At 68.6% G+C, this 24072-nt stretch carries 29 protein-coding genes; 16 read left to right on the top strand and 13 right to left on the bottom strand.

Annotated elements, in window-relative coordinates:
* The first annotated feature begins 35 nt into the window (after positions 1 to 35).
* Both OHA10_RS10390 and OHA10_RS10385 read left to right on the top strand, forming a co-directional pair.
* Positions 36 to 998, top strand: a complete 963-nt coding sequence (locus OHA10_RS10390) for a helix-turn-helix transcriptional regulator (protein WP_371405965.1) — start codon at positions 36 to 38, stop codon at positions 996 to 998.
* A complete protein-coding gene (locus OHA10_RS10385) occupies positions 995 to 1579 on the top strand; it encodes a YdeI family protein (protein WP_371405964.1) in 585 nt (194 codons plus the stop codon). The genes OHA10_RS10390 and OHA10_RS10385 overlap by 4 nt, the downstream gene beginning before the upstream one ends.
* Here OHA10_RS10385 and OHA10_RS10380 read toward each other — a convergent pair.
* From OHA10_RS10380 to OHA10_RS10355, 6 genes are all read right to left on the bottom strand, one after another.
* Complete coding sequence (locus tag OHA10_RS10380) at positions 1576 to 1920, bottom strand: hypothetical protein (RefSeq protein ID WP_371405963.1); 345 nt, start codon at positions 1918 to 1920, stop codon at positions 1576 to 1578. The genes OHA10_RS10385 and OHA10_RS10380 overlap by 4 nt on opposite strands.
* A 68-nt stretch (positions 1921 to 1988) precedes the next feature.
* Positions 1989 to 2798 (bottom strand): phytanoyl-CoA dioxygenase family protein, encoded by an 810-nt coding sequence (locus OHA10_RS10375; RefSeq protein WP_371405962.1) that lies wholly within the window; start codon positions 2796 to 2798, stop codon positions 1989 to 1991.
* 85 nt (positions 2799 to 2883) lie between these two features.
* The gene (gene pip, locus OHA10_RS10370; protein ID WP_371405961.1) at positions 2884 to 3837 is read right to left on the bottom strand and encodes a prolyl aminopeptidase; all 954 of its coding nucleotides are present in this window, start codon (positions 3835 to 3837) and stop codon (positions 2884 to 2886) included.
* A gap of 2 nt (positions 3838 to 3839) precedes the next feature.
* A complete protein-coding gene (locus OHA10_RS10365) occupies positions 3840 to 4748 on the bottom strand; it encodes a UbiA prenyltransferase family protein (RefSeq protein WP_371405960.1) in 909 nt (302 codons plus the stop codon).
* Positions 4749 to 4805: 57 nt separating this feature from the next.
* A complete protein-coding gene (locus OHA10_RS10360) occupies positions 4806 to 5639 on the bottom strand; it encodes a virginiamycin B lyase (protein WP_371405959.1) in 834 nt (277 codons plus the stop codon).
* Entirely contained in the window at positions 5626 to 5859 is a 234-nt protein-coding gene (locus tag OHA10_RS10355; protein WP_371405958.1) for a hypothetical protein, read from the bottom strand. The genes OHA10_RS10360 and OHA10_RS10355 overlap by 14 nt, the downstream gene beginning before the upstream one ends.
* Positions 5860 to 5961: 102 nt before the next feature.
* On the opposite strand from OHA10_RS10355, the gene OHA10_RS10350 reads away from it, so the two are divergent.
* From OHA10_RS10350 to OHA10_RS10340, 3 genes are all read left to right on the top strand, one after another.
* Entirely contained in the window at positions 5962 to 6540 is a 579-nt protein-coding gene (locus OHA10_RS10350) for a TetR/AcrR family transcriptional regulator (protein ID WP_371405957.1), read from the top strand.
* Between the two features lie 63 nt (positions 6541 to 6603).
* Positions 6604 to 7323, top strand: a complete 720-nt coding sequence (locus OHA10_RS10345; RefSeq protein WP_371405956.1) for a VOC family protein — start codon at positions 6604 to 6606, stop codon at positions 7321 to 7323.
* A gap of 53 nt (positions 7324 to 7376) precedes the next feature.
* On the top strand, positions 7377 to 8144 hold the full coding sequence (locus OHA10_RS10340; RefSeq protein ID WP_371405955.1) for an SDR family NAD(P)-dependent oxidoreductase: 768 nt from the start codon (positions 7377 to 7379) through the stop codon (positions 8142 to 8144).
* On the opposite strand, the gene OHA10_RS10335 is transcribed toward OHA10_RS10340, so the two are convergent.
* Positions 8141 to 9577, bottom strand: a complete 1437-nt coding sequence (locus OHA10_RS10335; protein ID WP_371405954.1) for an LCP family protein — start codon at positions 9575 to 9577, stop codon at positions 8141 to 8143. The two genes, OHA10_RS10340 and OHA10_RS10335, sit on opposite strands and share 4 nt — an antisense overlap.
* Before the next feature lie 126 nt (positions 9578 to 9703).
* Here OHA10_RS10335 and OHA10_RS10330 point away from each other — a divergent pair, with 126 nt between their 5' ends.
* A complete protein-coding gene (locus OHA10_RS10330; RefSeq protein WP_371405953.1) occupies positions 9704 to 10189 on the top strand; it encodes a GNAT family N-acetyltransferase in 486 nt (161 codons plus the stop codon).
* 87 nt (positions 10190 to 10276) lie between these two features.
* Complete coding sequence (locus tag OHA10_RS10325) at positions 10277 to 11080, top strand: DUF3152 domain-containing protein (protein ID WP_371405952.1); 804 nt, start codon at positions 10277 to 10279, stop codon at positions 11078 to 11080.
* On the opposite strand, the gene OHA10_RS10320 is transcribed toward OHA10_RS10325, so the two are convergent.
* Positions 11071 to 11436 (bottom strand): VOC family protein, encoded by a 366-nt coding sequence (locus OHA10_RS10320; RefSeq protein ID WP_371405951.1) that lies wholly within the window; start codon positions 11434 to 11436, stop codon positions 11071 to 11073. The two genes, OHA10_RS10325 and OHA10_RS10320, sit on opposite strands and share 10 nt — an antisense overlap.
* 62 nt (positions 11437 to 11498) lie before the next feature.
* The gene (locus OHA10_RS10315; protein ID WP_371405950.1) at positions 11499 to 12062 is read right to left on the bottom strand and encodes a MarR family transcriptional regulator; all 564 of its coding nucleotides are present in this window, start codon (positions 12060 to 12062) and stop codon (positions 11499 to 11501) included.
* Between the two features lie 148 nt (positions 12063 to 12210).
* Here OHA10_RS10315 and OHA10_RS10310 point away from each other — a divergent pair, with 148 nt between their 5' ends.
* On the top strand, positions 12211 to 12975 hold the full coding sequence (locus tag OHA10_RS10310) for an SDR family NAD(P)-dependent oxidoreductase (RefSeq protein ID WP_371405949.1): 765 nt from the start codon (positions 12211 to 12213) through the stop codon (positions 12973 to 12975).
* A gap of 193 nt (positions 12976 to 13168) precedes the next feature.
* Positions 13169 to 13399: a hypothetical protein gene (locus OHA10_RS10305; protein WP_130443046.1), complete on the top strand. Its 231-nt coding sequence runs from the start codon at positions 13169 to 13171 to the stop codon at positions 13397 to 13399.
* A 259-nt stretch (positions 13400 to 13658) separates the two neighbouring features.
* Here OHA10_RS10305 and OHA10_RS10300 read toward each other — a convergent pair whose 3' ends face one another.
* Positions 13659 to 14024, bottom strand: coding sequence for a VOC family protein (locus OHA10_RS10300; RefSeq protein WP_371405948.1), 366 nt, complete (start codon positions 14022 to 14024; stop codon positions 13659 to 13661).
* A 90-nt stretch (positions 14025 to 14114) separates the two neighbouring features.
* Between OHA10_RS10300 and OHA10_RS10295 the strand changes: the two genes are divergently transcribed.
* Complete coding sequence (locus OHA10_RS10295; RefSeq protein ID WP_371405947.1) at positions 14115 to 14564, top strand: YdeI/OmpD-associated family protein; 450 nt, start codon at positions 14115 to 14117, stop codon at positions 14562 to 14564.
* On the opposite strand, the gene OHA10_RS10290 is transcribed toward OHA10_RS10295, so the two are convergent.
* On the bottom strand, positions 14561 to 15076 hold the full coding sequence (locus tag OHA10_RS10290; protein ID WP_371405946.1) for a M23 family metallopeptidase: 516 nt from the start codon (positions 15074 to 15076) through the stop codon (positions 14561 to 14563). The two genes, OHA10_RS10295 and OHA10_RS10290, sit on opposite strands and share 4 nt — an antisense overlap.
* 278 nt (positions 15077 to 15354) lie before the next feature.
* Entirely contained in the window at positions 15355 to 16020 is a 666-nt protein-coding gene (locus OHA10_RS10285; protein ID WP_371405945.1) for a hypothetical protein, read from the bottom strand.
* 234 nt (positions 16021 to 16254) lie between these two features.
* Here OHA10_RS10285 and OHA10_RS10280 point away from each other — a divergent pair, with 234 nt between their 5' ends.
* A complete protein-coding gene (locus OHA10_RS10280) occupies positions 16255 to 17913 on the top strand; it encodes a histidinol-phosphatase (RefSeq protein ID WP_371405944.1) in 1659 nt (552 codons plus the stop codon).
* A gap of 11 nt (positions 17914 to 17924) precedes the next feature.
* Positions 17925 to 18497: a hypothetical protein gene (locus tag OHA10_RS10275; protein ID WP_371405943.1), complete on the top strand. Its 573-nt coding sequence runs from the start codon at positions 17925 to 17927 to the stop codon at positions 18495 to 18497.
* Here the strand turns inward: OHA10_RS10275 and OHA10_RS10270 are convergent.
* On the bottom strand, positions 18494 to 20731 hold the full coding sequence (locus OHA10_RS10270; RefSeq protein WP_371405942.1) for a helicase: 2238 nt from the start codon (positions 20729 to 20731) through the stop codon (positions 18494 to 18496). The two genes, OHA10_RS10275 and OHA10_RS10270, sit on opposite strands and share 4 nt — an antisense overlap.
* Before the next feature lie 127 nt (positions 20732 to 20858).
* On the opposite strand from OHA10_RS10270, the gene OHA10_RS10265 reads away from it, so the two are divergent.
* Genes OHA10_RS10265 through OHA10_RS10250 form a run of 4 tightly spaced genes read left to right on the top strand, consistent with a single transcriptional unit; the run spans position 20859 to position 24042 of the window.
* Positions 20859 to 21968: a M4 family metallopeptidase gene (locus OHA10_RS10265; RefSeq protein ID WP_371405941.1), complete on the top strand. Its 1110-nt coding sequence runs from the start codon at positions 20859 to 20861 to the stop codon at positions 21966 to 21968.
* Positions 21965 to 22423 (top strand): hypothetical protein, encoded by a 459-nt coding sequence (locus tag OHA10_RS10260; RefSeq protein ID WP_371405940.1) that lies wholly within the window; start codon positions 21965 to 21967, stop codon positions 22421 to 22423. Before OHA10_RS10265 ends, OHA10_RS10260 begins: the two co-directional genes overlap by 4 nt.
* Before the next feature lie 45 nt (positions 22424 to 22468).
* Entirely contained in the window at positions 22469 to 22993 is a 525-nt protein-coding gene (locus OHA10_RS10255; RefSeq protein ID WP_371405939.1) for an NADPH-dependent FMN reductase, read from the top strand.
* A gap of 29 nt (positions 22994 to 23022) precedes the next feature.
* Positions 23023 to 24042 carry an LLM class flavin-dependent oxidoreductase gene (locus OHA10_RS10250; protein WP_371405938.1) on the top strand — a complete coding sequence of 340 codons (1020 nt, stop codon included), beginning with the start codon at positions 23023 to 23025 and terminating at the stop codon, positions 24040 to 24042.
* The last annotated feature ends 30 nt before the right edge of the window (positions 24043 to 24072 follow it).

Genomic DNA, 24072 nt, shown 5'->3' with positions numbered 1-24072 from the left:
CAGGTTCTGTCCCTTACTCATGGGAAGCTGAAGTCATGTCCGAAACCTCTGCTCGACTCCTCGCGCTGCTGTCGCTGCTGCAGGCGCGCCGGGACTGGCCGGGCGCCCTGCTGGCCGAGCGGCTCGAGGTCAGCCCGCGGACGGTCCGCCGCGATGTCGACCGGCTGCGCGACCTGGGCTACCCGGTGCGTGCGAGCAAGGGCCCCGACGGCGGCTACCGCCTGGACGCGGGGGCCGACCTGCCGCCGCTGCTGTTCGACGACGACCAGGCGATCGCGGTCGCGGTTGCCCTGCAGACCGCGACGACCACGGTCACCGGGATCGAGGAGGGTGCGTTGCGCGCCCTCGCCACGGTTCGCCAGGTGATGCCGGCGCGGCTGCGGCAGCGGGTCGACGCTTTGCAGGTCACGACAGTGGATCGGTACGCGAACCGTCGTACGACGGTGGACTCGGAGAAGCTGATCGCGATCGGGATGGCGGTCCGCGCGCAGGAGGTACTGCGGTTCGACTACGCGTCACCCGGTGCGTCGGACGAGTGGGTGCCGCCGCGCAAGGTGGAGCCGCATCACCTGGTGACGTGGGGCGGGCGCTGGTACCTGGTCGGCTGGGACCTGGATCGGAAGGACTGGCGGACGTTCCGGGTCGACCGGATGACGCCGAAGACGCCGACCGGGCCGCGGTTCACGCAGCGCGAGCTTCCGGCGCCGGACGTGGCGACGTACATCTCGAGTCGTTTCCACGGCCAGGATCAGAACCCGTGCCGGGGCGAGGCGATCCTGCAGGCGAAGGCGTCGGACATCGCGCAGTGGGCCGGGCGTGGAGCGTTCGTCGAGGAGGTCACGCCGACGAGTTGCCGGCTCGTCCTCTCCGCGTGGTCGTGGAACGGGCTGGCCGCGACCTTCGGGATGTTCGAGTGTGACATCGAGTTCGTCGGCCCGCAGGAGTTGAAGGATGCCGCGGCCCAGTTGGCCGCCCGGTACCAGGAGGCTGCGTCATGAGTACGGAACTGATCGTTGTGGACGCGACTGCCTGGCAGTCCTGGCTTCACGAACACCACGGGAGCTCGGACGGCGTCTGGCTGGTGCTCGCCAAGAAGAACGTCACGACACCGACGAGCCTCACCTACGCCGAAGCTCTCGAAGAGGCGCTGTGCCACGGCTGGATCGACGGGCAGCGCAAGAGCCGTGACGAGCAGACGTTCATCCAGCGGTACACCCCACGGCGCGCGCAGAGCCTGTGGTCCAAGCGGAACGTGGACCTCGTCGCGCGGATGGAACAGGAGGGCCGGATGCGTCCGGCCGGGCGCGCGGAGATCGAGCGCGCCAAGTCGGACGGCCGCTGGGACAAGGCGTACGGCGGGGCGAGTGCCCGCGAGGTCCCGGAGGACCTGGCCGAAGCGCTGGCCGCTAACCCCAAGGCACAGGCGATGTTCGAGATCCTGACCAGCGCCAACCGGTTCGCGATCGTGCACCGGGTGAACAACGTGAAGAAGGCCGAGACCAGGACCAGGAAGATCGAGCAGTTCGTCGAGCAACTGGCCCGCGGCGAGACGATCTACCCGCAGAAGCGGACGCTCTAGACCAGGTCTAGCGTCGCGTCCTGGCCGGCGGTGAGCGGGAAGTACGCGAGGAACGTGACGCCCTCGTCCTCGGTGTCGAAGCGGGAGATCCGGTCGACCGCCGGCTCGTAGAACACGTCACCAGGATGGAGGACCTGCACGTCGGCGTCGGCGGCCTGCTGGTAGATCGCCTTGCCCGACACGATGTTGCCGAACACGGGACCGTTGTGGACGTGGGCGCCGAGCGCGGTGTGCGGCTCGATGGTGATCCGGCGTACCTCGACGCGCTGCACCGGGAGCGCCTCCGGCAGGTGCTGGTCGAGCACGACGACGCGGCTGATCGGGGACTCTGCTGGGTTCATGGCAACATCGTACATACCAATAGGTACAGAAGTCGTCCGGATTTGTGCCCCGGGTGGTGCGGGGTGGGTCAGTAGAGGACCGGGTTGAGCGGGGAGGAGATGGTCTCGCCGGGCTGGTTGCCGGGCATCCAGCTGGCCAGGTCGGCTTCCTGGTTCTTGTTCACCGGCTGGGAGATCTCCATCGCGGCGTCCACATAGATCACCGTCATCACCCGGCGCGGGATGTCGGTGGTGTTCGGCGGCGCGTGGTGGAAGGTCCAGCCGAGGTGGTAGCTGACCTCGCCGAGCTCGAACGGCTCGGAGATCTCCGCGAACTCCTGCTCGGCCAGCGTCTGCTGCAGGACGCGCTCCGACTCGTCGCTGATCGGCAGGTCGCGGCCGTGCTCGAAGGTATGGCTGCCGGCCGCGAACGACAGCGGGCCCATCTCCATCGGCGTCTCCTGCAGCGGGACCCACACTGTGACGCAGCGGTCGGTCGAGAACGGCCAGTAGTACTGGTCCGCGTGCCACGGCGTGACTCCGCCGCCGGACTCCTTGTACAGCGCCTGGTCGTGGTACAGCCGGACCGACTGCACGCCGAGCAACTGCGCAGCGATCCGCGCCAGCCGCGGTGACGACACGAACTCCAGCACTCGCTCGCTGTCCTGCCACAGGTTCGTCACCTGCAGGAACGCCTTGCCGTAGGTGTCGCGCTCCTCCAACGGCAGGTGTTGCGTGTTCAGCTCGATCACCTTGCCGGTGATCTCCGGCTCGTACGCCGCGATCGTCTCGGGACTCAGCACGTTCTTCAGCTTCACGAATCCGTGTTCGGCGAAGTGCGCGATATCGGACCGGCTGAGGGTGTAGTCGGTCTCGAGCTCGAGGCGGGTCAGAGTCATGGGACTCAAGGGTTCATGAACGTTTCATCGCTGTAAAGATCAGTGATCAAATCTTTGCTCTTCGTGCACGTGCACGAAGAAGCGGTCAAGACCGTAACGCGAACCGGTCCAGTGCCTGGAGGATCAACTCCTTCGTGCCTGCACCTCCCGCACCGTGACCCTCCTGTTCGACCAGGTGCAGCTCGGCATCCGGCCAGGCCTGCGCCATCCGCCAGGCGACTTCCGTCGGGCTGCTGATGTCGAGCCGGCCGTGGATCAGGACGGCCGGGATCCCGGCCAGCTTCCCGGCCTCCTGCACGAGGACGTCTTCTTCCAGCCAGGCCGCGTGACCCCAGTAGCGCGTGACGAGTCGCGCCAACCGCAACCGAAGGACGGGGTCGTCGTACCGGGAGCCGGGCTGCCAGTTCGGATGGGTGCGGACGTGCGTGTCCTCCCAGTCGCACCAGTCGCGTGCGGCCTTTTCGCGTACGGCGGGATCCGGGTCGTGGAGCCGACGGCTGTAGGCGAGCGCCAGGTTGCCACCGCGCTCGTCCTCGGGGACGCCGTCGCGGAACCGGGCCCATTCCTCGGGGAAGATCCGGCCCATGTCTCGGGTGATCCATTCGACCTCACGCCGGGTCGTGTTTGTCACGCTGAAGAGCACAATCTCGGAGATCGCCTCCGGGTGCTGCTCGGCGTACGCGAGTCCGAGCGTCGCACCCCAGGACGCGCCCAGCAGAAGCCATTTCTCGATGCCCAGCTGCTGACGGAGTTGTTCGAAGTCCGCGATCAGGTGCGCGGTGGTGTTGGTGCTCAGGTCCACGTCCGGCTCGGCGGCGTCCGGCGTACTGCGTCCGCAGTTGCGCTGGTCGACGAGAACCACATTGTATTTGGCCGGATCGAAGTACCGCCGCCACCAGGCGCCGGCGCCGGAGCCCGGGCCGCCGTGGACGACGAGCGCGGGCTTGCCGTCGGGGTTGCCGCACACCTCCCAGTACACGCGGTTGCCGTCGCCGACGTCGAGCAGGCCGTGGTCGTAGGGCTCGATGTCCGGGTACATGCTCAGAGGACTCCCGTGTACGTGAGGGCGAACGTCCCACAGGGGAAGAGGAACAGGGACGCGAGGACGATGATGCCCTTGAACGACTGGCCGGGACCAATGAGTTTGCGGTAGGCGGCGACGAGGACCGGGACCATCACGAGCTCGAGCGGCAGCATGCTGCGCGGGACGATCGTGCCGGTGGCGGCGAGTACGACGGAGAGCGCGGCGGCCGCGATCCAGGCGGCGTACCCGATGCGGTACGTCGTCCGCGCGCCGAAGCGGACCGCGATCGTGTGGTAGCCGGCGGCGCGGTCGGCTTCCAGGTCGGCGAGGGTAGTCGGCAGGTAGAGGCCGATGGCGGCGAGCGTGCCTTGGAGGCCCATCAGCCAAGGGAAGTCGCCGAGGTCGGGGTTGATCGCGGCCCAGCCGGCCAACGGTCCGAACGCGCCGAGCGCGAGCGCGTTGACTGCGACGTCGAAGCCGGCGCGAGTCTTCAGGCGGACGGGCGGGACGGAGTACGCGTAGCCGAGCAGGACCGCGAGGAGGACGCCGAGCGCGAACACCACGCCCACGTGCAGGCTCAACCCGACCGCGGCGACGGCGGCCGCGAACGCGAGTCGCTTGGCTGCGCGAAGCGTGATGCGCCCGTCGAGCAGCGGCGACTTCGCCTTGCGCGGGTTGAGCCGGTCGCTCGGCAGGTCGTACGCGTCGTTCACCGCCAGCACGGCCAGCCACACCAGCGGGCCCATCACCACCGCGCCCACGATCAGCCGCGGCCACTCCTCGACCGGCGGGATCAGACGATGCGTGGCGAGCAGGATCCCCGTGTAATAAGGAACGATCGACACCACCCAGAACGCCGGCCGCCCCACCGCGATGACGTCGCGAACCCGCGCAGTCCTGCCCCGGACCTGCACCACCGTGCTCACATCACCACTGTCCACCCGCGGGGCGGCTCCCGTCCTCCCTCTGTGGAGTGAAGCTGCTCACCCTTCGAAGTGGGCCAGCGAACCGCTCTCCAAGGCGACCCAGACCGAGTCCTGGTCGAGCGCGAGACCGTGCGGCTCGGACCCGTCGCCGAGCGCGACCTCCTGCACGATGTTGCCCTCGGCATCCAAGCGGGCGAGCGAACCCGCCGCCCACAAGGTGATCCAGCACCCGCCGTCCGCGGTCGCCGCGACAGCATGCGGCTTGGAGCCGGCCGGGAGACCGAACTCCTCGACCTTCCCGTCCGCGGTGATCCGGCCGGCGCGATCAGCAAGGATCTCGACGAACCAAACCCCACCTGCACCGGCGCTGATGCCGACCGGACCAGCAGACTCGGTCGGCAGCGGACAGGTCGTCACCTCGCCACCAAGCGTCATCCGCCCGATCGCGTTCCCCTGGTTGAGCGTGAACCACAGCTCGCCGCCGTACGACGTGATCATCGCCGGAAACGCACTAGTGGTCCCGATCGGGTACGTCGACACCTCGCCGTCGACCGTCACCCGCCCGAGCGCATCGCCGCTCATCAACGTGCACCACAACGCGCCATCCGGCCCGACACACAACCCGTACGGCGATCCGGCCACCTCGACCGCCGACACAACCCCGTCGTACCCGATCCGCCCGAGCCGGTCGTCGCCGCTCCGGGTGAACCACACCGCGTCGTCAGGCCCGTCGACAATCACGCTCGGACGAGATTCTGGAGCGCCGAGGTCGAAGACCCGTCCCGAGCGGGTGGCGACGCGGCCGGTGTGGACGAGTGTCGTCCATACCTCGGCGCCCGCAATCGCAACGCCATAAGGCCCATCGCCAACCGCATATTCACTGACTGACATAGCTGTTCTCCTTCAACTCGATCACGGTGCCGCGCCAGCGGGACACGAAGCGGCGGTCGTGGCTGACCACGACGAGCGCGTACTCATCCGGGACGTCCGTGCGTCCGTCGGCGAGCAGGGCTTCCAGTGAACGTATCCGCGACTCGATCCGGCGCAGGCCGGCCAGGATGCGGTGGTCGTAGGACTTGGTGACATCGTGCAGGGACAGCTGGGTAGACATGAGGATCCTCCTGACTCACGCGGGGTTCGGTTTGGCGAACGGCGGGTCAGAAGATCACTGGGCTGCTCCCTAATGCGACGAATGTTGCGTTAAGATCATGGCATGCTGACGACCGATCGCGCAAGCAGGCCAGGTGGACGGACGGCCCGGGTGCGGTCCGACGTACTGGCAGCCGTCGAGGCCGAGCTCGCCGAGCACGGGTACGACGGACTCACGATCGACGCGGTCGCCGCGCGCTCCGGAGTCCATCGCACGACGGTCTACCGCCGGTGGAAGACCGTCGCCGGCCTGCTGGTCGACCTCCTGCAAGCCGGCGCCGACGACGCCTGGGAGCCGGCCGACACCGGCTCGCTCGAGGGCGACCTGGTCGCCGTCAACCGCGAGGTGCACGCCGCGCTCACCGCCCGCCCGTCGGTCACCCAGGCCGTGATCGCAGCCTCCTTCCGTACGCCCGAAGCCGCCGACGCACTCACGCAGTTCTGGGCGGATCGCTACGAACGTACGGCAGTCGTCGTACGGCGGGCTGTCGAGCGCGGCGAGATCCCACCCGACACGGACGCACATCAGCTCCTGCTCACCGCGACCGGTCCGCTGTACCACCAGCTGGTCCTGCTTCGTCGGCCGATGAGTCGCGCGACAGCCGATCATCATGCGCGAGTGGCCGCGGCGTCGGCCGGCTAAATCTCTTTGCGGGGCCCGTTCCGTCCGCCCTACGGTGGAAGTTCCCGGCGAACAGGAGTCCCGATGAGCGTCAAGATCCAAGCGCTGTCCTTCGACGCAAAGAATCCTGCGGGGCTGGCGCGGTTCTGGGCCGGTGTGCTCGGCCGGGAGGTCGGTGCGGACGGGACCTCCGTGCTGCCGGACAACGACCTCGGGTTCGTCCTGCGGTTCCTGCCGACCGAGCTCGAGAAGGAACGGCCGAACCAGATCCACTTCGACCTGCCCAGCCAGACGCTCGAAGCGCAGCAGGCGATGGTCGATCGGGCGCTGGAGCTCGGCGGGCGGCACATCGACATCGGGCAGCTGCCGGAGGAGGAGCACGTCGTACTGGCCGATCCCGAGGGCAACGAGTTCTGTGTGATCGAGCCGGGCAACAACTTCCTCGCCGGCACCGGAGTCATCGGCGCGCTGTCGTCCGACGGCACACAGGCCGTCGGGTACTTCTGGAGCAAGGCGCTCGAGTGGCCGCTGGTCTGGGACCAGGACGAGGAGACCGCGATCCAGTCGCCGCAGGGCGGGCCGAAGATCAGCTGGGGTGGTCCGCCGGTCAACCCGAAGGCGCCGAAGAACCGGCTGCACCTCGACCTCGTCGCGTCCGGCGATGCCGAGGCCGAGGTCGAGCGGCTGATCGGGCTCGGCGCGACCCGGCACGAGAGCGGACAGGCGCACCCCGACGGGATCGAGCTGGCCGACCCGGGCGGCAACGAGTTCTGCGTCCTCACCGGAACGCCAGAGCCCGTCTGAGTCGGCTTCGTCTCCGACTAGGGTTTCAGCACGCCTAGTTTGAGGAGATGTTGATGACTGGACGGTTGGCGAACGAGGTTGTGCTGGTGACCGGGGCGGCGCGCGGGATCGGGCGGGCTGTCGCGGTCAAGGCGGCGGAAGAGGGCGCGGCGGTCGGGCTGATCGACATCCTGGCCGACCAGCTGACCGCGACGACGGCCGAGCTCGCCGAGGCGGGCGCGAAGGTGGCCGCGGCCGTCGGTGACATCACCGACGAGGTGTCGGTCCGGCAGGCGGTCGGCAAACTGACCGACGAGCTGGGCGCACCCGTCACGGTGCTGGTGAACAACGCCGGCAAGAACTCGTACGCCGACCCGGCCAAGATGTCGGTGGCCGAATGGGACGACGTGTTCGACGTCGACCTGAAGGGCGCGTTCCTGATGTCGCGCCAGGTCCTGCCGGCGATGATCGCCGGCAAGCACGGCTCGATCGTGAACATCGCCTCGATCCACTCCAAGCTCACGACGGCCGGCATGTTCCCGTACGCCGCGGCGAAGTCCGGCCTGGTCGGGATGACCCGCTCGCTCGCGCTGGATGTTGCCCCGCACAACGTCCGGGTGAACGCGGTCAGCCCCGGCTACATCTCCACCGACCTGCTCGAGGAGTTCTTCGACACGATTCCCGGCGAACGCGAGAAGGCCCTCGGCGTCCACCCGCTCGGCCGGATCGGCACCCCGGAGAACGTCGCCGAGGTCGTCTGCTTCCTCGCCTCGGAGGCGGCCGCCTTCGTCACCGGCGCCAACTGGGCGGTCGACGGCGGGCTCGGCGTGCGCTACGCCTAACCGGGCGGGCCGGGGTGGTAGGCGCAGGCCGAGGACAGGTCGCCGTCGTCGGGCTTGGGTGTCGTCCTGGGCTGGGTCGCGGTCGACGGCCTGGTCGTCGTGGTCCGCCGCGGAGTTGTCGGGCTCGGGTTGAGCGCCTTCGCGACGATCTCCCGCATCGCGGCGTAGTTCGGGTTGCGTCCGTTCGGGAAGTTCTTCTTCTTGTCCAGGTCGATGTTGGAGATCTTGGCGGTCTTGACCCGCCCGCCGAGGGTGACGAACGCTCCCAGCAGTTTCTCCGGGATGTCGGTGCGGATCAGTTGCTCGCCGGCCGCCGCGATCGCCTGGTAGTTCGCGAGCACGTTCTGCGGGGTGGCGCGTTCGACGAGCGCCTGGATCGTGCAGTGCTGCCGGGCCTGGCGAGCGAGGTCGGCGGTCGCGAGGCCGTACCGGCCGCGGGCGAACCAGAGTGCGTCGGACCCGTTCAGCTTCCGGTTCGGCCCGGGCTGCAGGTACCGGCTCGGCGGGATCTTCTCGTCGTCGTTCCCGCCGACCGGTACCGGGTAGTTGATGTTCACGGTGATCCCGCCGAGGGCCTCGACCAGCTTCGCGAACCCGGCCAGGTTGATCTGCACGTAGTAGTGGATCTTCAGCCCGAGCGCTTCGCCGACCGAGAGTTTCAGGATGTCCGCACCCTCGTTGTCCGACGGTCCGATGACGCCGGGGTGCAGCTTCGGGATGTTGCGGTACATGGCGTCCAGGTAGAACTCCGACTGCTCCTTGCGGGGATCGATGCTCGGGTCCCAGAAGCCGGTCGGGTAGATCTTGTGCAGCGGTGAGTCGGCGGGGAACGGCATCCGCATGAAGTTCCTGGTCAGCGAGATCAGCGACGTGTTGCCGGTCTTGGTGTCGATGCTCGCGACCATCACGGTGTCGGTCCGCGTGCCCTGACGGTCGTCGCCGTCATCGGCTCCGAGCAGCAGCACGTTCAGCCGGGGCAGTTGTTTCCAGATGTCCTTCGTCGCGGCGATCGTCGGCCGGGTCTGGCTCTTCGACTCCCCGCCGGCGAACACCTTCTTCACCAGGCTCCGCTGGGCCATCAGGGTCTGCGCGCCACTCGCCGTACCGACGGTCATCGCGAAGCAGGTCAGGCCAACCACCAGCGATCCGAACAGCCGCGAACCCGGTCCCGCCGTCAGTGGCCGGAGCATCTTGTACGACGTGACCAGCACGACGATCCAGGCCAGAGCGATCGCGCCGAGTCCGGCGATCATCCAGAGCAGAAGGCTCGGGTTCAGCGCCCAGGAGATCACCGCGTCCCGCTTGCGCAGACCGGCGTACGCCGCGCCGGCGTACAGCGCGAGGCTCAGGACGGTCACCACCGAGCCGAGCCGGGTCCGGCGCGCGACCAGGTACGCCGTACCGGGTAGCAGGATGCCGACGACGGCGATCACCAGTGCGACGAACGCCGAGCGTCGCCTGGGGCTCGCTCTCCGTGCTCGGCTGCTGCGCGACGATCGCTGCGCTCTGCTCGGGGCCATGCCCTCTTCGATTCATTGACCCGGCAAAAAGTTGGCAGGATGGACGTCGTGAACGACATTCAGGTACGACGAGCCGGGGTGGACGACGCGGAGTCCTTGGTCCGGTTACGCGGGCTGATGCTCGCGGCGATGGGCAACGACATCGACGGCCCCTGGCAGGCGACCGCGGTCGAGTGGTTCGCCGGACAGTTGGCGTCACCGGACACGTTCGCGGCGTACGTCGTCGAGGACCCGGATGCCGGGGTCGTCGCCGGGGCCGCGGGCAACGTGTTCGACCACCCGCCGGGCCCGAACGACCTGACCACGGTTCGCGGCCACCTGTACAACGTCAGCACGGATCCGGCCTTCCGGCGGCGCGGTCTGGCCCGCGCCTGCGTGGTCGCGCTGATGGACTGGTTCGAGAACGAGACCGGTGTCGGCCAGGTCGAACTGCACGCGACCGATTACGGCATCGAGCTGTACCGCGACCTCGGCTTCAACGAGGGGAAGTACCCGTCGCTGAGGTTCCGGACCGCGAAGGCGTAGCCGTGAGCTGAGAAGGGTTTCTGGGCACAGTGGCAAGAAGACAGTGAGGACGCGCCCGACCGGGCGCGGTGTGAGGAGCTCACCGGAATGCGCCGCTGGACTGTTGTCAGGACGATCGGGCTCGCGACCGCGGCGGTGGTCGCGGTCGGGGTGCTGTACGAGTTGCCCGCCAGCCCGTTGTCGCGCCACGGCGAGCACGTCGTACCCGCCTCGGTCCAGACGACCGCGCCTGCCTTGCAGTCGCCGGCCGTCGCGCCGCGGCGTACGAAGCCGGTGCCGGTCAAGCCGGCGGAGGTGATCTCGTACCCGATCGCGGGGACGCAATCGTACGCCGTACTGCCTGGCGACCCTGCGGTGATCGGGCGGGGCGGCCGGCTGATGAAGTTCCAGATCGCGATCGAGGGTGGGATCGCGGGCGTCGACAAGGCGGCGTTCGCGCAGTTCGTGCGGACGACGTACGGCGCGGCGCAGGGATGGGCCTCGCAGGGGAGGTGGCGGTTCCAGCAGGTCGGTCCCGGGGCGACGCTGGACTTCAGATTGATGCTGGTGACGCCGCAGACGCGGGATGTGATCTGCGGCGGGGGGCCGGACCGGTACACGAGCTGCCGGATCGGGGACTCGGTCGTGCTCAACGTCGCGCGCTGGGCCCACGGCGTACCGAACTTCGGTGCGTCGCTGACGACGTACCGGCAATACATGGTCAACCACGAGACCGGTCACCGGCTCGGCAACGGCCACGAGCTCTGCCCGGGGCCGGGCCGGCCGGCCCCGGTCATGCAGCAACAGACCCTCGGCCTGCACGGATGTACGGCGTACGCCTGGCCGTACCGGAACGGCGTGCGCTACTCCGGCCGGCTAGGTCAGTACAACGATCCCGTGCCTCAGTCCTGAATGATCGACACAACGTTGCCCGCGGGGTCCTTGAACCAGGCAATCAACGGGCCCTGGCCGCGGTAGATGCCCACCTCGTCCTGATCGTCGTTGTAGTGCTCGAACGCGACGCCGCGGCCGGTCAGCTCACGCGCGGTCGCCTCGATGTCGGTGACCGGGAAGTTGAGCACGGTGTACTCCGCCGGCACGTGGTTCGGCTTCGGGTACACCAGGATCGGGGTGCTCCCCGCGATCTTCAGGCGCAACATCCCGTTCTCCTCGCCGACGTCGATGCCCAACGTGTCGGCGTAGAACGCCTTCGCCTTCTCGATGTCGTCCACCGAGAACCCACTGAACGCCTTGCTGTCGTGCAACATCTGATGTCCTCCCTTGATCGCCTGACATCAGCTACGTCGAGACCCGACCTGGGATTTCGACACTAGTTGTGCGACACGACCTGCGGGAGGGCGTCGTTGACGGCGGCTGCGACCGAGGCGGACTCGAGGCCGTCGGCGACGGTGTGGAGGAGGCGGACCAGGTGGGCGGCGTCGGTCGGGCCGAGGATGCCGGTGATGACGTCGAGGACGCGGACGGTCAGACCGTCGAGCTGCGAGAGCCGGGCCTGACCCATCGACGTGACGGCGAGGGACGGCGTGGTCCGGACCATGCCGAGCGCCTCCAGGTCGGCGATCGCCAGCTCCGCCTCACCGGGCGTGATGCCGACCTGCTGGGAGACCTCGTCGGGCGTGGTGCGGCCGTTGGCGACCGCATTCAGCACGAGTGCGGCCGGCATCGTCATCCCGACCGCCTGCTGCAGCCCGAGGATGAGCGGGTGGGCGTGGCCGCGGACGCGCTCCACCGCGTCGAGCAGCCGGAGAGCGTCGCCGATGTCACCGATCAGGTGCTCTGTCTGGACAGCCGCGATCCCCGTCGGCCCCGGCCGGACGGGTGACGGCACGACGCCGCCGATGACCCGCTCCGGCACCACGAGGGCCTTTGCCACGATCCGATCGTCGTCGGATCCCCGTGGCCTGATTCCAGCGTCTTCGATGGTCACATGCCCAGCGTACGGAGCCGTTCCGACAGCTTCGGCGTGTCTTTCCTGAAGAAACACTGTGAATCCGGCGACGTCGGTGATCTACGCTCCGCCCATGCAGCTGAGTGGGAAACGAGCCCTGGTGATCGGCGGCGGTGGCGGCGGGATCGGTCGCGCGACGACCGAGGCCTTCGGCAACGAAGGTGCGGCGGTCGTGGTCGCGGACCTCGACCCGGCACGCGCCGAGGAGGCAGCCGAGGCGGTGCGGGCAGCCGGTGGTACGGCGTACCCGGTGTCCGGTGACGTCCGCTCGGCGAGCGACATCGACGCGATGATCGCGACCGCGGTCGAGAAGCTCGGCGGCCTCGACGTACTCGTCACGGTCGTCGGCGGTCAGGTCGCGTTCGTGCCCGCGGTGAAGCTGCACGAGATGGCCGACGCGGACTGGGACACGATCTACGAGGTCAACCTGCGGTACGTCGCGCGCGCGGTCCGGGCGGCGCTCCGGGTCTTCCTCGACCAGGGCACCGGCGGCACGATCGTCAGCGTCGGCTCGGTCACCGGCTTCATGGCGGCGCCCGAGCAGGCGGCGTACGGCGTGATGAAGGCGGGGATCCTGAGCCTGGCCCGGACGGTCGCCGCGGAGTACGCGCGCGACGGGATCCGGATGAACGTCGCCGCGGCCGGCGCGATCGCGACCGCGGTCGCCAACGCGAACGTCGACGCCGAGGTGGTCGAGGAGATCCCGGTCGGCCGGTTCGGCCGGTCCGAGGAGGTGGCGCAGGCGGTGGTCTACCTGGCGTCGGGTGCGTCGTCGTACATCACCGGGCAGCAGATCGTGCTGGACGGCGGCGTCTCGGTACGGGGTCCGTTCGGGTAATCGAACATACCGGCGAAGAAATGGGTTCCGGCCGGTTCCGAAAAAGCTGGGAATTTCTGAATTCGAGCGTGACCTCAGCTCGCCGTACTCCGTTGGATCTGACGTGACGGTGAACACAACACGGCGCACCGGCACCGCGCTCGCCCGCGTTTTCCAGGCCGTCCACCCCTCGAAGTATCAGCCAGGAGGACCAGTGACAACCGCCACCGCCATCCAGACGATTGAGCGCCGACGCGTCCGTGTCTGGTTCGGTGAGCACGTCATCGCCGACTACAACGCCGAGCCGGCGTTGGCCGAGCGGTATGCAGACGCCATGAGCCGTCGGTTCGCCGGACTCCGGGTCACGAACGACCCGATGCCTGCCGTCGACAAGCTCCCCGACCCCCTGCCCGGCGAGCGCATGTGGGATGTAGCACCCCGCTGAGAGAACGAAGCATCCGGCGCCTTTCGCGTTCCGTATCTCACCAGACAACCCACCCGGAACGTGGCCCAGGTCGAGCACCTCACCTCGATCACGTCAAAGGCACCGGTGATTGGGCGGCAAGCGAGCGTCGGGCAATCTGCCCCTCGCTTGCCGCCACTTCTCTCATAAGTACTACTCCTCTGCAGAATGCGCCTGAGACAACTGAATAAACCTCATCGTTCGCACCGGATCCCCCAGGTCCGGTGCGAACTTGTGTATTTCAGAGGTTTGCGTAGTACTCCGGCTTCATCTGGATGAGCTGGACGTAATTCCCGTCCGGGTCGATCAAGGTCGCGAACCAGCCGACGCCGCGGTCCTCGGGATCCACCAGCCACTCGACGTCGAGGGCGCGCAGGTGCGCGGCGGCCGCCTCGATGTCCTCGACCCCGAAGTTCACGATGTGCCGCCCCGGCTCGGCCGTCTTCGCGGCGACGTCGTCGCGCTGCTCGATCACCAGCCCGAAGCCGCCGAGGTTCAGGTTCCCGTATCCGTCGACCTCCGCCTGGAAGCCGTCGCGGTACCACGCCTTCAACCGCTCGGCGTCGGTACTACCGATCAACATGCTGTTCAGAACAGGCTTCGCCACGATCTCTCCCTTTTCAATCGACTGTCACGCGGTACGTCGGAGCCGCGGCGCCTGTCTCGACATGACCTGCCCGGCGCGGATGATGGGCTGATGAGGTTCACCGCCGAACTGCTGTCCACCGGCAAGAACACGGCCGGCTTCGAGGTCCCCGAGTCCGTCGTCGAGTCGCTGGGTGGTGGTCGCCGGCCGAAGGTCAGCGTCACCGTCAACGGATTCACGTTCCGGACGTCGATCGCCCGGATGGGTGAGCGATATCTGCTCGGGTTCAGCGCGGAGCGTCGTACCGAGGCGGGGGTTGCGGCCGGCGACGTGTTGGAGATCGAGGTGGAGCTGGACACGGCTCCGCGGGAGCTCGAGGTGCCGGAGCCGTTGGCCGAGGCGCTTGCACAGGACAGTCAGGCCCGGGCGTTCTGGGAGACGTTGAGCTACAGCAACCGCCAGTGGCATGTGCTGCAGGTGACGTCGGCGAAGACCGACACCACCCGCGAGCGGCGGGTCGAGAAGTCGATCGGAATGCTTCGCGAAGGACGGGCTCGCTAGCAGTACGAGCGGCAGCCGTTGTCTGCGCCGTACGTGCGGTGGGTCTTGGCGACTGCGCTGACGGGTGAGAGTTGGCCGGCGTGGTGCCAGCTGTTGAGGAACTGTTGCGGGGCGACTGCTCCGCGGCGGATCCACCACATGTCCGGCTTGGTCGGCCAGCTGATGCCGAAGTGCAGGTGGGGCGGGGTGAAGCGGGCGCTGCCAGTCTTGCCGGTCCGGCCGAGCGTCTGGCCGGCTCGCACGGTCATTCCCGGACGGATCCCGGCTTGGATGGCGGACAGGTGCGATCCGTAGTACCTGACTCCGTCCACGCCCACGATCGACACCGAGATACCGCCGCGGTCGGGGCCACGGTTGGTCTTCGGGTCCCAGGTGTCGACCCGCGTCACCTCGTCGACGCGACCGTCGATCGGTGCGACGAACAGGCAGCCGACCTTCGCGAAGATGTCCGACGCCGGGTAGTCGTGATGACTCTGCGAGGCGTCCGCCCGGCAACCCCCTACCGGAAACACATACCGCGGTGAAGGCACGGACTTGGAGGTCGGAGCCGTCGGCTCAGGACTGTTCGGAAGAGCCGGACTGCTTGGTTGCGCGGGACTGCGTGGCTGTGCGGGACGGCTCGGCTGCGGCGGAGTACTCGGATGCTGCGGTGTGCTCGACGGATCCGGTGTTGGTGGTAGGTCGGCGGTGGGTTCGGTGCGGTCGAAGACTCCGGCCGCTGACAGCGCGAACAACCCACCGCCGGCGACAACCACCAGCGCTGCGACAAAAACCGCCCAGACCCGCCGCGTCACGGATACCAGAACGCGTTGACAGCTGCAGACGAGTACACGGTTTCACACGGTATCCCGTTCTTGTCCGCATCCATCCGATCCGGCATGCCGTAGTACCACCAATATCTGACGGCTTCCGCGTACGAAGCACCGCGCGCGGCCAGGTCCCGGCAGTACAGCCCGGCCGACCAGAACACCACCCCGCTGATCTCGCGCCCGTTCCAGTAGGCGGCGACGTCGCTGCGCGAGTACACCGTCTCGCACGGAATTCCGTTGCGGTCGGCATCCATCTGGTTCGGCTGCCCGTGCAACCGCCAGTAGTCGATCGCCGCGACATAGCTGTAGCCCTTGGCCTTCAGATCCCGGCAGAACAACCCGGCCGGCAACGCCCGAACATCGCCGACGGCCGGCGCCGAGTTCGACGTCCCCTTCACCGTCGGTTTCGGTACGACGGTCTTCGTCGTCACCGACACCGGCGCCGAAGGGACCGGCGCCGACACTGCTGCCGACGGCGAGGTGTCCGCCGCTCGCGGTGCCGGATCGTCCTTCGTCATCAACACCACGAGCCAGGTCAGCAGCACCAGGATGACGCCGACCGCCACCCCTCCCAGGGCTGCCAGCGTCGCGTTACCGCGCTCGTCCCGCCGGTGACAATGCGTGCGTGTATACGGTTCTCCATTCATGATTCCCCCCGCAGGCCATTGAAGCCCCGTCACTCTGTGTTGCCTACACCTCGGGCCTGAGGTGGTGTTCATCGGGGGAACATCTGGTGGTCATGCGAGCGGGTGATGATCGCGCCGAATCCGCCTGGGAGAGGACCGTTGATGGGGCACTCGCACGATCACCCGCATTCGCATTCGCATTCGCATTCGCACGACCACAGCCATGGGCATGATCATCACCATCCGAATTCCGAGTTGGATCTGGCGACGTTGGCGGCGCTCGACGAGTCGGTTCCGGACAGTGAGTTGACGCCGGCCGAGGTGTCGCGGCGGGCGCTCTTGCGGTCCGCGGGGATTCTCGGGGGTACGGCGGCGCTGGCCGTGACGGGTGCCCAGTTCGCGGCGGCGAGCGCGCCGGCGAAGGACGGATGGATCTTCCAGCACGGTGACCGGCCCAATGTCTGGCTCGCCGGCGACCACCACATCCACACCCAGTTGAGCTCCGACGGCATGTACCGCGTGATCGACCAGGCCCGCCACGCGACGGCGTACGGGCTCGACTGGCTCGTCATCACCGATCACGGCGGCGCGACGCACGCGCGGATCGGCGTCGACCTGGTCAACCCGCAGATCAAGGCGGCCCGCGCCGAGTTGCGCGACACGCTGATCTTCCAGGGGCTGGAGTGGAACATTCCGGCCGCCGAGCACGGCACGATCTTCGTCGCCCCGGGCAGCCGCGAGGTCGACGTACTCAAGCAGTTCGAGAACGACTACGACGGCAGCGTGAAGAACGCGAGCGCGAACTCACCCGCGAACGAGGCGCTCGCAGTCTCCGGCATCCAGTGGCTCGGCCAGCAGGTCGACAAGCGCCGGGTCGCCGACGCGCTGTTCCTCGCGAACCACCCGGCCCGCAACGGCATCGACAGCCCGCACGAGATCCGCAACTGGCGCGATGCCGACCCGCGGATCGCGATCGGCTTCGAGGGCGCCCCCGGTCACCAGGCCGGCGGCCTCCCGAAGGGCATCGGTACGGCGGGCGCCCGCGGCCTGTACGCCAACGCGCCGAACCCGAACTCGTTCCCCGGCTACCCGGCCGAGAGCTACCGCACCTGGGGTGGATTCGACTGGATGACCGCGACCGTCGGCGGCCTGTGGGACAGCCTGCTCGCCGAGGGCAAGCCTTGGTGGATCACCGCGAACTCCGACTCGCACGTGAACTGGAACGAGACCTCCCGCCGTCCGGACGGCTCGTCGCAGGAGCAGTTCGACCGCGACGGCCGGTACATGGACCCGGTCTACGGCAACACGGTCAACTCCACCGCGAGCGACTTCTGGCCGGGCTTCTACAGCCGCACCCACGTCGGCGCCTCCCGGCGCGACTACTTGTCGGTGATGGACGGCCTGCGCAACGGCCGCGTCTGGGTCGACCACGGCGCGCTGGTCAAGGGCGTCGAGGTCGAGGTCCGCGAGGTCGGCAAGCGGTACGGCGAACCGCTCGGCGGCGCGCTCATCGTCAAGAAGGGGCGGCCGATCGAACTCGTCGTACGAATCACCACCCAGACGCTGCCGAACTGGGCGAACTTCGTCCCGGCGCTCAACCGCGTCGACGTCATCAAGGGCTCGGTGACCGGGCCGGTCGGCGACAAGGACACGATCACCGCTCCGAACACCAAGGTCGTCAGGCAGTGGGACACGTCGGGCAAACGCGGTACGTTCGAACTTGTCCACCCGCTGGGTCGCGCCGACGAGGCGCAGTACGTCCGCGTCCGCGGCACCGACGGGAACCGTAGCCAGCCCGGATACCTGGGTGCGGCTGTGGATCCGGCCGGGCCGAAGCTCGATGTGGTCGGCGACGCAGACCCATGGGTGGACCTGTGGTTCTACACCAACCCCATTTGGGTGCTGCCCAAGTAAGGAACTCAGTTGTGATCATCGCGATCGACGCCGACAGCTCGGACACGGCGGCTGCCGACCACCTGCTGTACGAGCTGATCGACGCCGTGGACCAGCCGGTCGTCGCCCTCACCCACATGGTGTCGGGCGACGACCGTCCGCACGTCGCGGTGTCGCTGACCAGCGCGGCCGACCTCGCGGACCAGATCCGCGAGATCGTTGCCGACCGCAACGTTGGCCTGGCCATCACTCGGCCCGGCGCGTCCGAGCCCGAGCTCGCCGGCCCGAGCCGCCTGGTCCGCGGTGCGTACGTCGCCGCGGTCGAAGCAGCCCTCGGTACGACGGGACGCGTCGTCCGCTGGCCCGGTCACGAGCAGGCGCACGGCGTACTGCCCGCCGCCGAGCTGTGCACCCGCTGCGGCATCGATCAACTCGAAGGCATCGGCGGCGTACCGGTCGAGGACGACACCTTGGTCGACACCCTCGACTTCCTCCGCCCGGTACGCCGCGACGGCCGCCTGGTCCTCCAGGTCCAGCCGGCCGCCGGCGATGTCCTCATCCCGTTCGAACTCCAGCACCAGCAGAACTGCTGCACCGACCACTAACCCCAGGCGGCCGACTCCCGCAGTACGTCGGGCAGTTGGCCGATCACGCCGAGGCGCTGGGTGCAACGGGTCAGGGCGACGTACAGGTCGCGGAGGCCGCGGGGCGACTCGATCACGATGCCGTCGGGATCCACGACGAGGACCGAGTCGAACTCCAGGCCCTTGGCCTCGCGGGCGGTCAGGACCGTCACGCCGGCCAGGCCGTCGACCGCCTCCTGGATCAGTTCGAGGCGGTTGCGGGACGTGATCACGCCGACCTCGCCGTACGCCGTCTCCTCGGCCGCCATCTTGTAGACGTACAGCGCCTGCTCGGCCGCAGGCACGTCCGCGTGCCACGGCTTCACGCCGGTGGAGCGGACGGACTGCGGCGCCTTCGCCGACGGATCGACCTGACGCAGTACGTCGTTGGCCAGCTCCATCACCTCGGCGGGCGTGCGGTAGTTCAGCGTCAGCTCGGCCAGCCGCCAGCGATCGTCGAACGTCTCGCCGAGCGCGCTCGCCCACGACGTCCCGCCACCGATCGAACTCGTCTGCGCGACATCACCGACCACGGTCATCGACCGCAACGGGCACCGCCGCGCAATCGCCCGCCACGCCATCGGCGACAACTCCTGCGCCTCGTCGACGATCACGTGACCGTACGTCCACCGCCGATCCGCCGCGGCGCGATCAGCCAGCGTCCGATCGTCGTCCGCCTCGAACCGCTCGGCCAGCGTCTCCGCGTCCAGCAGGTCCTTCGCGGTCAGGATCTCGGCCTCGTCGTCCTCGTCCCAGTCGGTCGAACCCGAACCGCTCAGCACGTCCAGAGCGCCTTGTGCATAAGCGATTGCGCGCGCCCGCGCCGCCCGCTCCCGAGCCGCCTCGGTGCCGTCGTCACCGAGCAGCTCCGCCGCCTCGTCCAGCAGCGGTACGTCGGCCGGCGACCAGTCGTCGCCGTACCTCAACAGATGTTCGCGATCCAGCTCCGACAACTGCGGCGCCGCCGACGCCAGCCGGGCCTCGTCGCCGTACAGGTCCTCGAGCAGTTTCTGCGGACTGAGCAACGGCCACAGCTGCTCCAGCAGAGCCTGTACGGCGGGCTCGGCAAGGACTTCCTTGCGCAGCTCGGCCAGGTCGTACTCGTCCAGCAACTGCTCGCCGTCGAGCGGATCAGTGCCGATCAGCTCGGCGTACTGGTTCGTCAGGTAGTCGGTGTACTCGTTGAGGATGAACGGCCGCGCCTGGTTGTGGGTCAGGCCGCGGTTGCGAACCCGCGCGTGCGTCTCCTCGCACACCGACGGGTCGAGCGTGAGCTCGGTCCGGTCGACCGTGACCCGAACCGGCTCCTCCGGGATCCACTGCCGATCGGCGACCGCCTTCGCGATCACTTCGGCCATCACCGTCCGGCCCTTCACCTCGGCGCTCTCCGGCGGCTCCGGCCGGGTCGCGTTCAGGCCCGGATACAGCTCGGCGATCGTGACCAGCCGGACGCCGTCCTCACCGAGCGACGGCAGCACCTGCCCGATGAACCGCAGGAACGCCGCATTCGGCCCGACGACGAGAATTCCGCGCTTTTCCAGTTGTTCACGATGTGTGTACAGAAGAAATGCCGCGCGGTGCAGCGCGATCGCGGTCTTACCGGTGCCCGGACCGCCCTGGACGACCAGGATTCCGGGCAGTTCCGAACGGATGATCCGGTCCTGATCGGCCTGGATGGTCTGGACGATCGACTCCATCCGGCCGGTCCGGCGCGCCTCGAGCGCCTTCATCAGCACGGCCTCACCGATCACGCCGGTGCCGGGCTTGGACGGGTCGGCCGCCTCCCGGCCGAGATCGAGCTGCTCGTCCTGGACGTCGATCACCCGGCGCAACCGGGTCTGGATGTGCCGGCGGCGTACGACGTCGTGGTTGGCGACCGCGGTCGCGATGTAGAACGGCCGCGCCGCCGGAGCGCGCCAGTCGACCAGCAAGGGCTCGTAGTCCGCGTCGTGCAGACCGAGCCGCCCGATGTGCAGGATCTCGCCGTCGGCGGTGTCGAGGCGGCCGAAGTACAGGCCCTCCTCGGCGGCGTTCAGCCGGGCCTGGCGGAGCTTGAGGTCACGGATGCGTCCGTCGCGCTGGTGCAGCGCCTGCGCGTTGCGGGTGCGGACGAGCTGCTCGTCGTCGGTCCGGGCGTCCGTGCGCTCGCGCTCGCTGTCGAGCGCAGCGTAGAACGTGGTCAGGTGAGCCTGCTCGGCATCGACCGGATTCGGCAATTTCAAACCCCTTGTGTTAAAATGCGTCCCGTTGGCTTTCAGGCCGCATTTCGTCGTTCAGGAAATGACACGCGCGCGGCAGTCACAAATCCTTGAGTTTATCCCTTTCCGGGGTTTTCCTGTAGTGGTGTTCCACTCGATCATCCCGCCGTACCTGCTCGAGCAGCTCGAGCGGTCCGCGAGCGACCCCAGCCTCCGTGCCCGGTACCGGCAGTCGCTGCAGCACGACGCCGTACTGCGTTCGCGCCCTGCCGCCGGCCGTGAGGCCACAAGAGCGGCGGGCGGCAGGCAGCGCGACGTGTACGACGCTGAGAACGGCACCGACCTGCCAGGCACGCTGGTCCGCGCCGAGGGTGACGAGGCGGTCCAGGACGACGCGGTGAACCAGGCGTACGACGGCACCGGCGCGACCTGGACGCTGTACCAGGAGTGCTTCGGGCGGGACTCGATCGACGGCGCCGGGCTGGTGCTCACCTCGACGGTGCACTACGACCGCGGGTACGCGAACGCCTTCTGGGACGGCGCGCAGATGGTGTTCGGGGACGGCGACGGGGAGATCTTCGGCAACTTCACGTCGTCGATCGACGTCACCGGGCACGAGTTGACGCACGGCGTCACGCAGTACACGGCGAACCTCGCGTACGACGGCCAGTCGGGTGCGTTGAACGAGAGCATCTCGGACGTGTTCGGGTCGCTCGCCAAGCAGTACGCGACGGGTCAGAGCGCCGCGGACGCCGACTGGTTGATCGGCGCGGGGCTGCTGCTGCCGGGCGTCCAGGGTGTGGCGCTGCGATCGATGAAGGCGCCCGGCACGGCGTACGACGATCCGCGACTGGGCAAGGATCCGCAGCCGGCCGACATGTCCGGGTACGTCGACACCGTGGACGACAACGGCGGCGTACACATCAACTCAGGCATCCCGAACCGCGCGTTCTACCTGGTCGCGACCGAACTCGGCGGGAACGCGTACGACGACGCCGGCAAGATCTGGTACAGCACGCTGACCTCGGGCAACCTCGCCGAGTCCAGCACCTTCCGGGACTTCGCCGAGGCCACCCAGGCAACGGCCCGCGACCTCTTCGGTGACGACTCTCCTCAGGCTGCCGCCGTCACCAAGTCCTGGCAGACCGTAGGCGTCCTCGGCGACCAGACCCGCCTCATGAACGCCGCCCAGACCGAGCTCCAACCCTCCACCCCGCCGTCCGCACCGCCGCCCGCCCCCGAGCACACCGCGTGACGCCTGTGCTGCCGGGCGCCGACGCCGCGCGCCCGGCGCGGCTCTGGCTCTGGCCGGCCAACGCGGTCGGCGCGCTCGTGCTCGTCGCGGCGGCCGCCGTCCAGCCGATCGTGTTCCTGTCCCAACCGTGCGACGGTCCGGACTGCGATCCGCATGGCTACTTCACGATCTTCGCCGGCGTCCCGGCGGCGGGAGTCGCGATCGTTGCTCTCACCGCGTTGGTGCTCCTGGCTGCCCGGAACCGGGCCGGCTTCGGGACCATGCTCGGCGCGGCCGCGGCGAGTGGGCTGCTCTTGTTGTGGTTCGCCGGCTTGGTGGCGGTGGAGGTCTGGCTTCCGATTGCCGCGGTGACGGTCGTGGTTGCGGTGCTGGCGTTCGCCGGGCTGCGATTCGCGCCGCCGCGAGTCCGGGCGCGTCCGGGGCTGGAGGAACCGCCGTACCCGTCGCTCGGGTGAGACTCGTTTGACCTCAAGTCTTGTTGAGGTACTAGCGTCGTTCGCGTGACTGTTCATCCGCTGCGGCTCGTCGTGTTGACGCGGAATCTCGACGGCGGGCGGTTCGGGACGGCGGTGACGCGGTGGTTTGCGCGGGAGGTCGAGCGGGCGGACGAGTTCAAGCTCGACCTGATCGACCTGAGCGCGGTGCCGCTGGTGGAGCTGCCGCGGCGGATCGACGACGCGGACGCAGTGATCATCGTCACGGCGGAGTACAACCACGCGTACCCGGGTGACGTGAAGACGGCGATCGACGCCGTACGGCGGCCCTGGTACGCGAAGCCGGTCGGGTTCGTCGTGTACGGCGGACGGTCGGGCGGACTGCGGGCGGCCGAGCAGCTCAGGCCGGTCTTCGGTGAGCTGCACGCGGTGACGATCCGCGACAGCCTCGGATTCCGCGAGGAGGACTTCGACGGCGGCGAGCCGACCGACCCGACCACGTCCGAGGCGGCGGCGGCGATGCTCCGGCAGCTCGCATGGTGGGCTCGATCACTGCGTGACGCCCGGGCAAACACGCCGTACCCGGAATAGGTCGCGCGCGGCGGCGGTTGCCAAGGTTCGTGAGCGCCGAACCGATGCCCCTGTCCGTGCTCGACCTCTCGCCGGTGCCGACGGGCACGCGGCCGTCGGAGGCGCTGCACGAGACGCTCGAGCTGGCCCGCACCGCGGAGGCGGCCGGCTATCACCGTTACTGGCTGGCGGAGCATCACAACATCCGCAGCGTGGTGAGCACGAGCCCCGAGGTGATGATCGCGGCGGTGGCGGCCGCCACGTCGACGATCCGCGTCGGCTCCGGCGGGATCATGCTGCCGAACCACTCCCCGTTGAAGGTCGCGGAGACGTTCCGCGTGCTCGGCGGCCTGTACCCGGACCGCATCGACCTCGGCATCGGCCGCGCGCCCGGCACCGACCAGCGCACCGCGCTCGCACTGCGCCGGAGCCGCGAGGCCCTCGGTGCGGACGACTTCACCGAGCAGTACGCCGAACTCCGCGCGTACGTCGAGGGCTTCCCGGCCGGCCACCCGTTCGAGCCGATCAGCGCGCAGCCGGACGACGTACCGCTCCCGCCGGTGTGGATCCTCGGATCCAGCACGTACGGCGGTCAGGCAGCGGCCGCACTCGGGACCGGCTTCGCGTACGCCGGGCATTTCGGGACACTCGATCCGGCCGGCGTCATCGCGACGTACAAGGAGAACTTCCAGCGCTTCGAGAACGACGGTGAGCCGCGGGCGATGCTCGCCCTCGCCGCGATCGTCGCCGAGACCGAGGGACGCGCCCAGGCCCTGGCCCGTGCGAACGCGCTCTCGATGCTCCGCCTCCGCTCCGGCCGTCCTGGCCCGCTGCCGTCTCCCGAGGAAGCGGCGGACTACCCGTGGTCCGAGGCGGAAGAGGCCGCCGTCGAGGAGTGGGCCGGACTCGTGTCCGTCGGCACGCCCGACCAGGTGGCGGCCGACCTCCTCCGCCGGGCCAACAAGGCCGACGCCGACGAGCTCATCATCACCACCAACATCCACGACCCGGCCGAACGCCGCCGCTCCTTCGAGCTGCTCGCCGTCGCTTGGGGCCTGAAGCCCCGCTGATCGCGGACCTCCCGCACTGACAAACCCTCG

The organism is Kribbella sp. NBC_00662, assembly GCF_041430295.1.
In the GTDB taxonomy this organism is placed as follows: domain Bacteria; phylum Actinomycetota; class Actinomycetes; order Propionibacteriales; family Kribbellaceae; genus Kribbella.
This window is presented reverse-complemented; position numbering and strand designations above follow the sequence as displayed.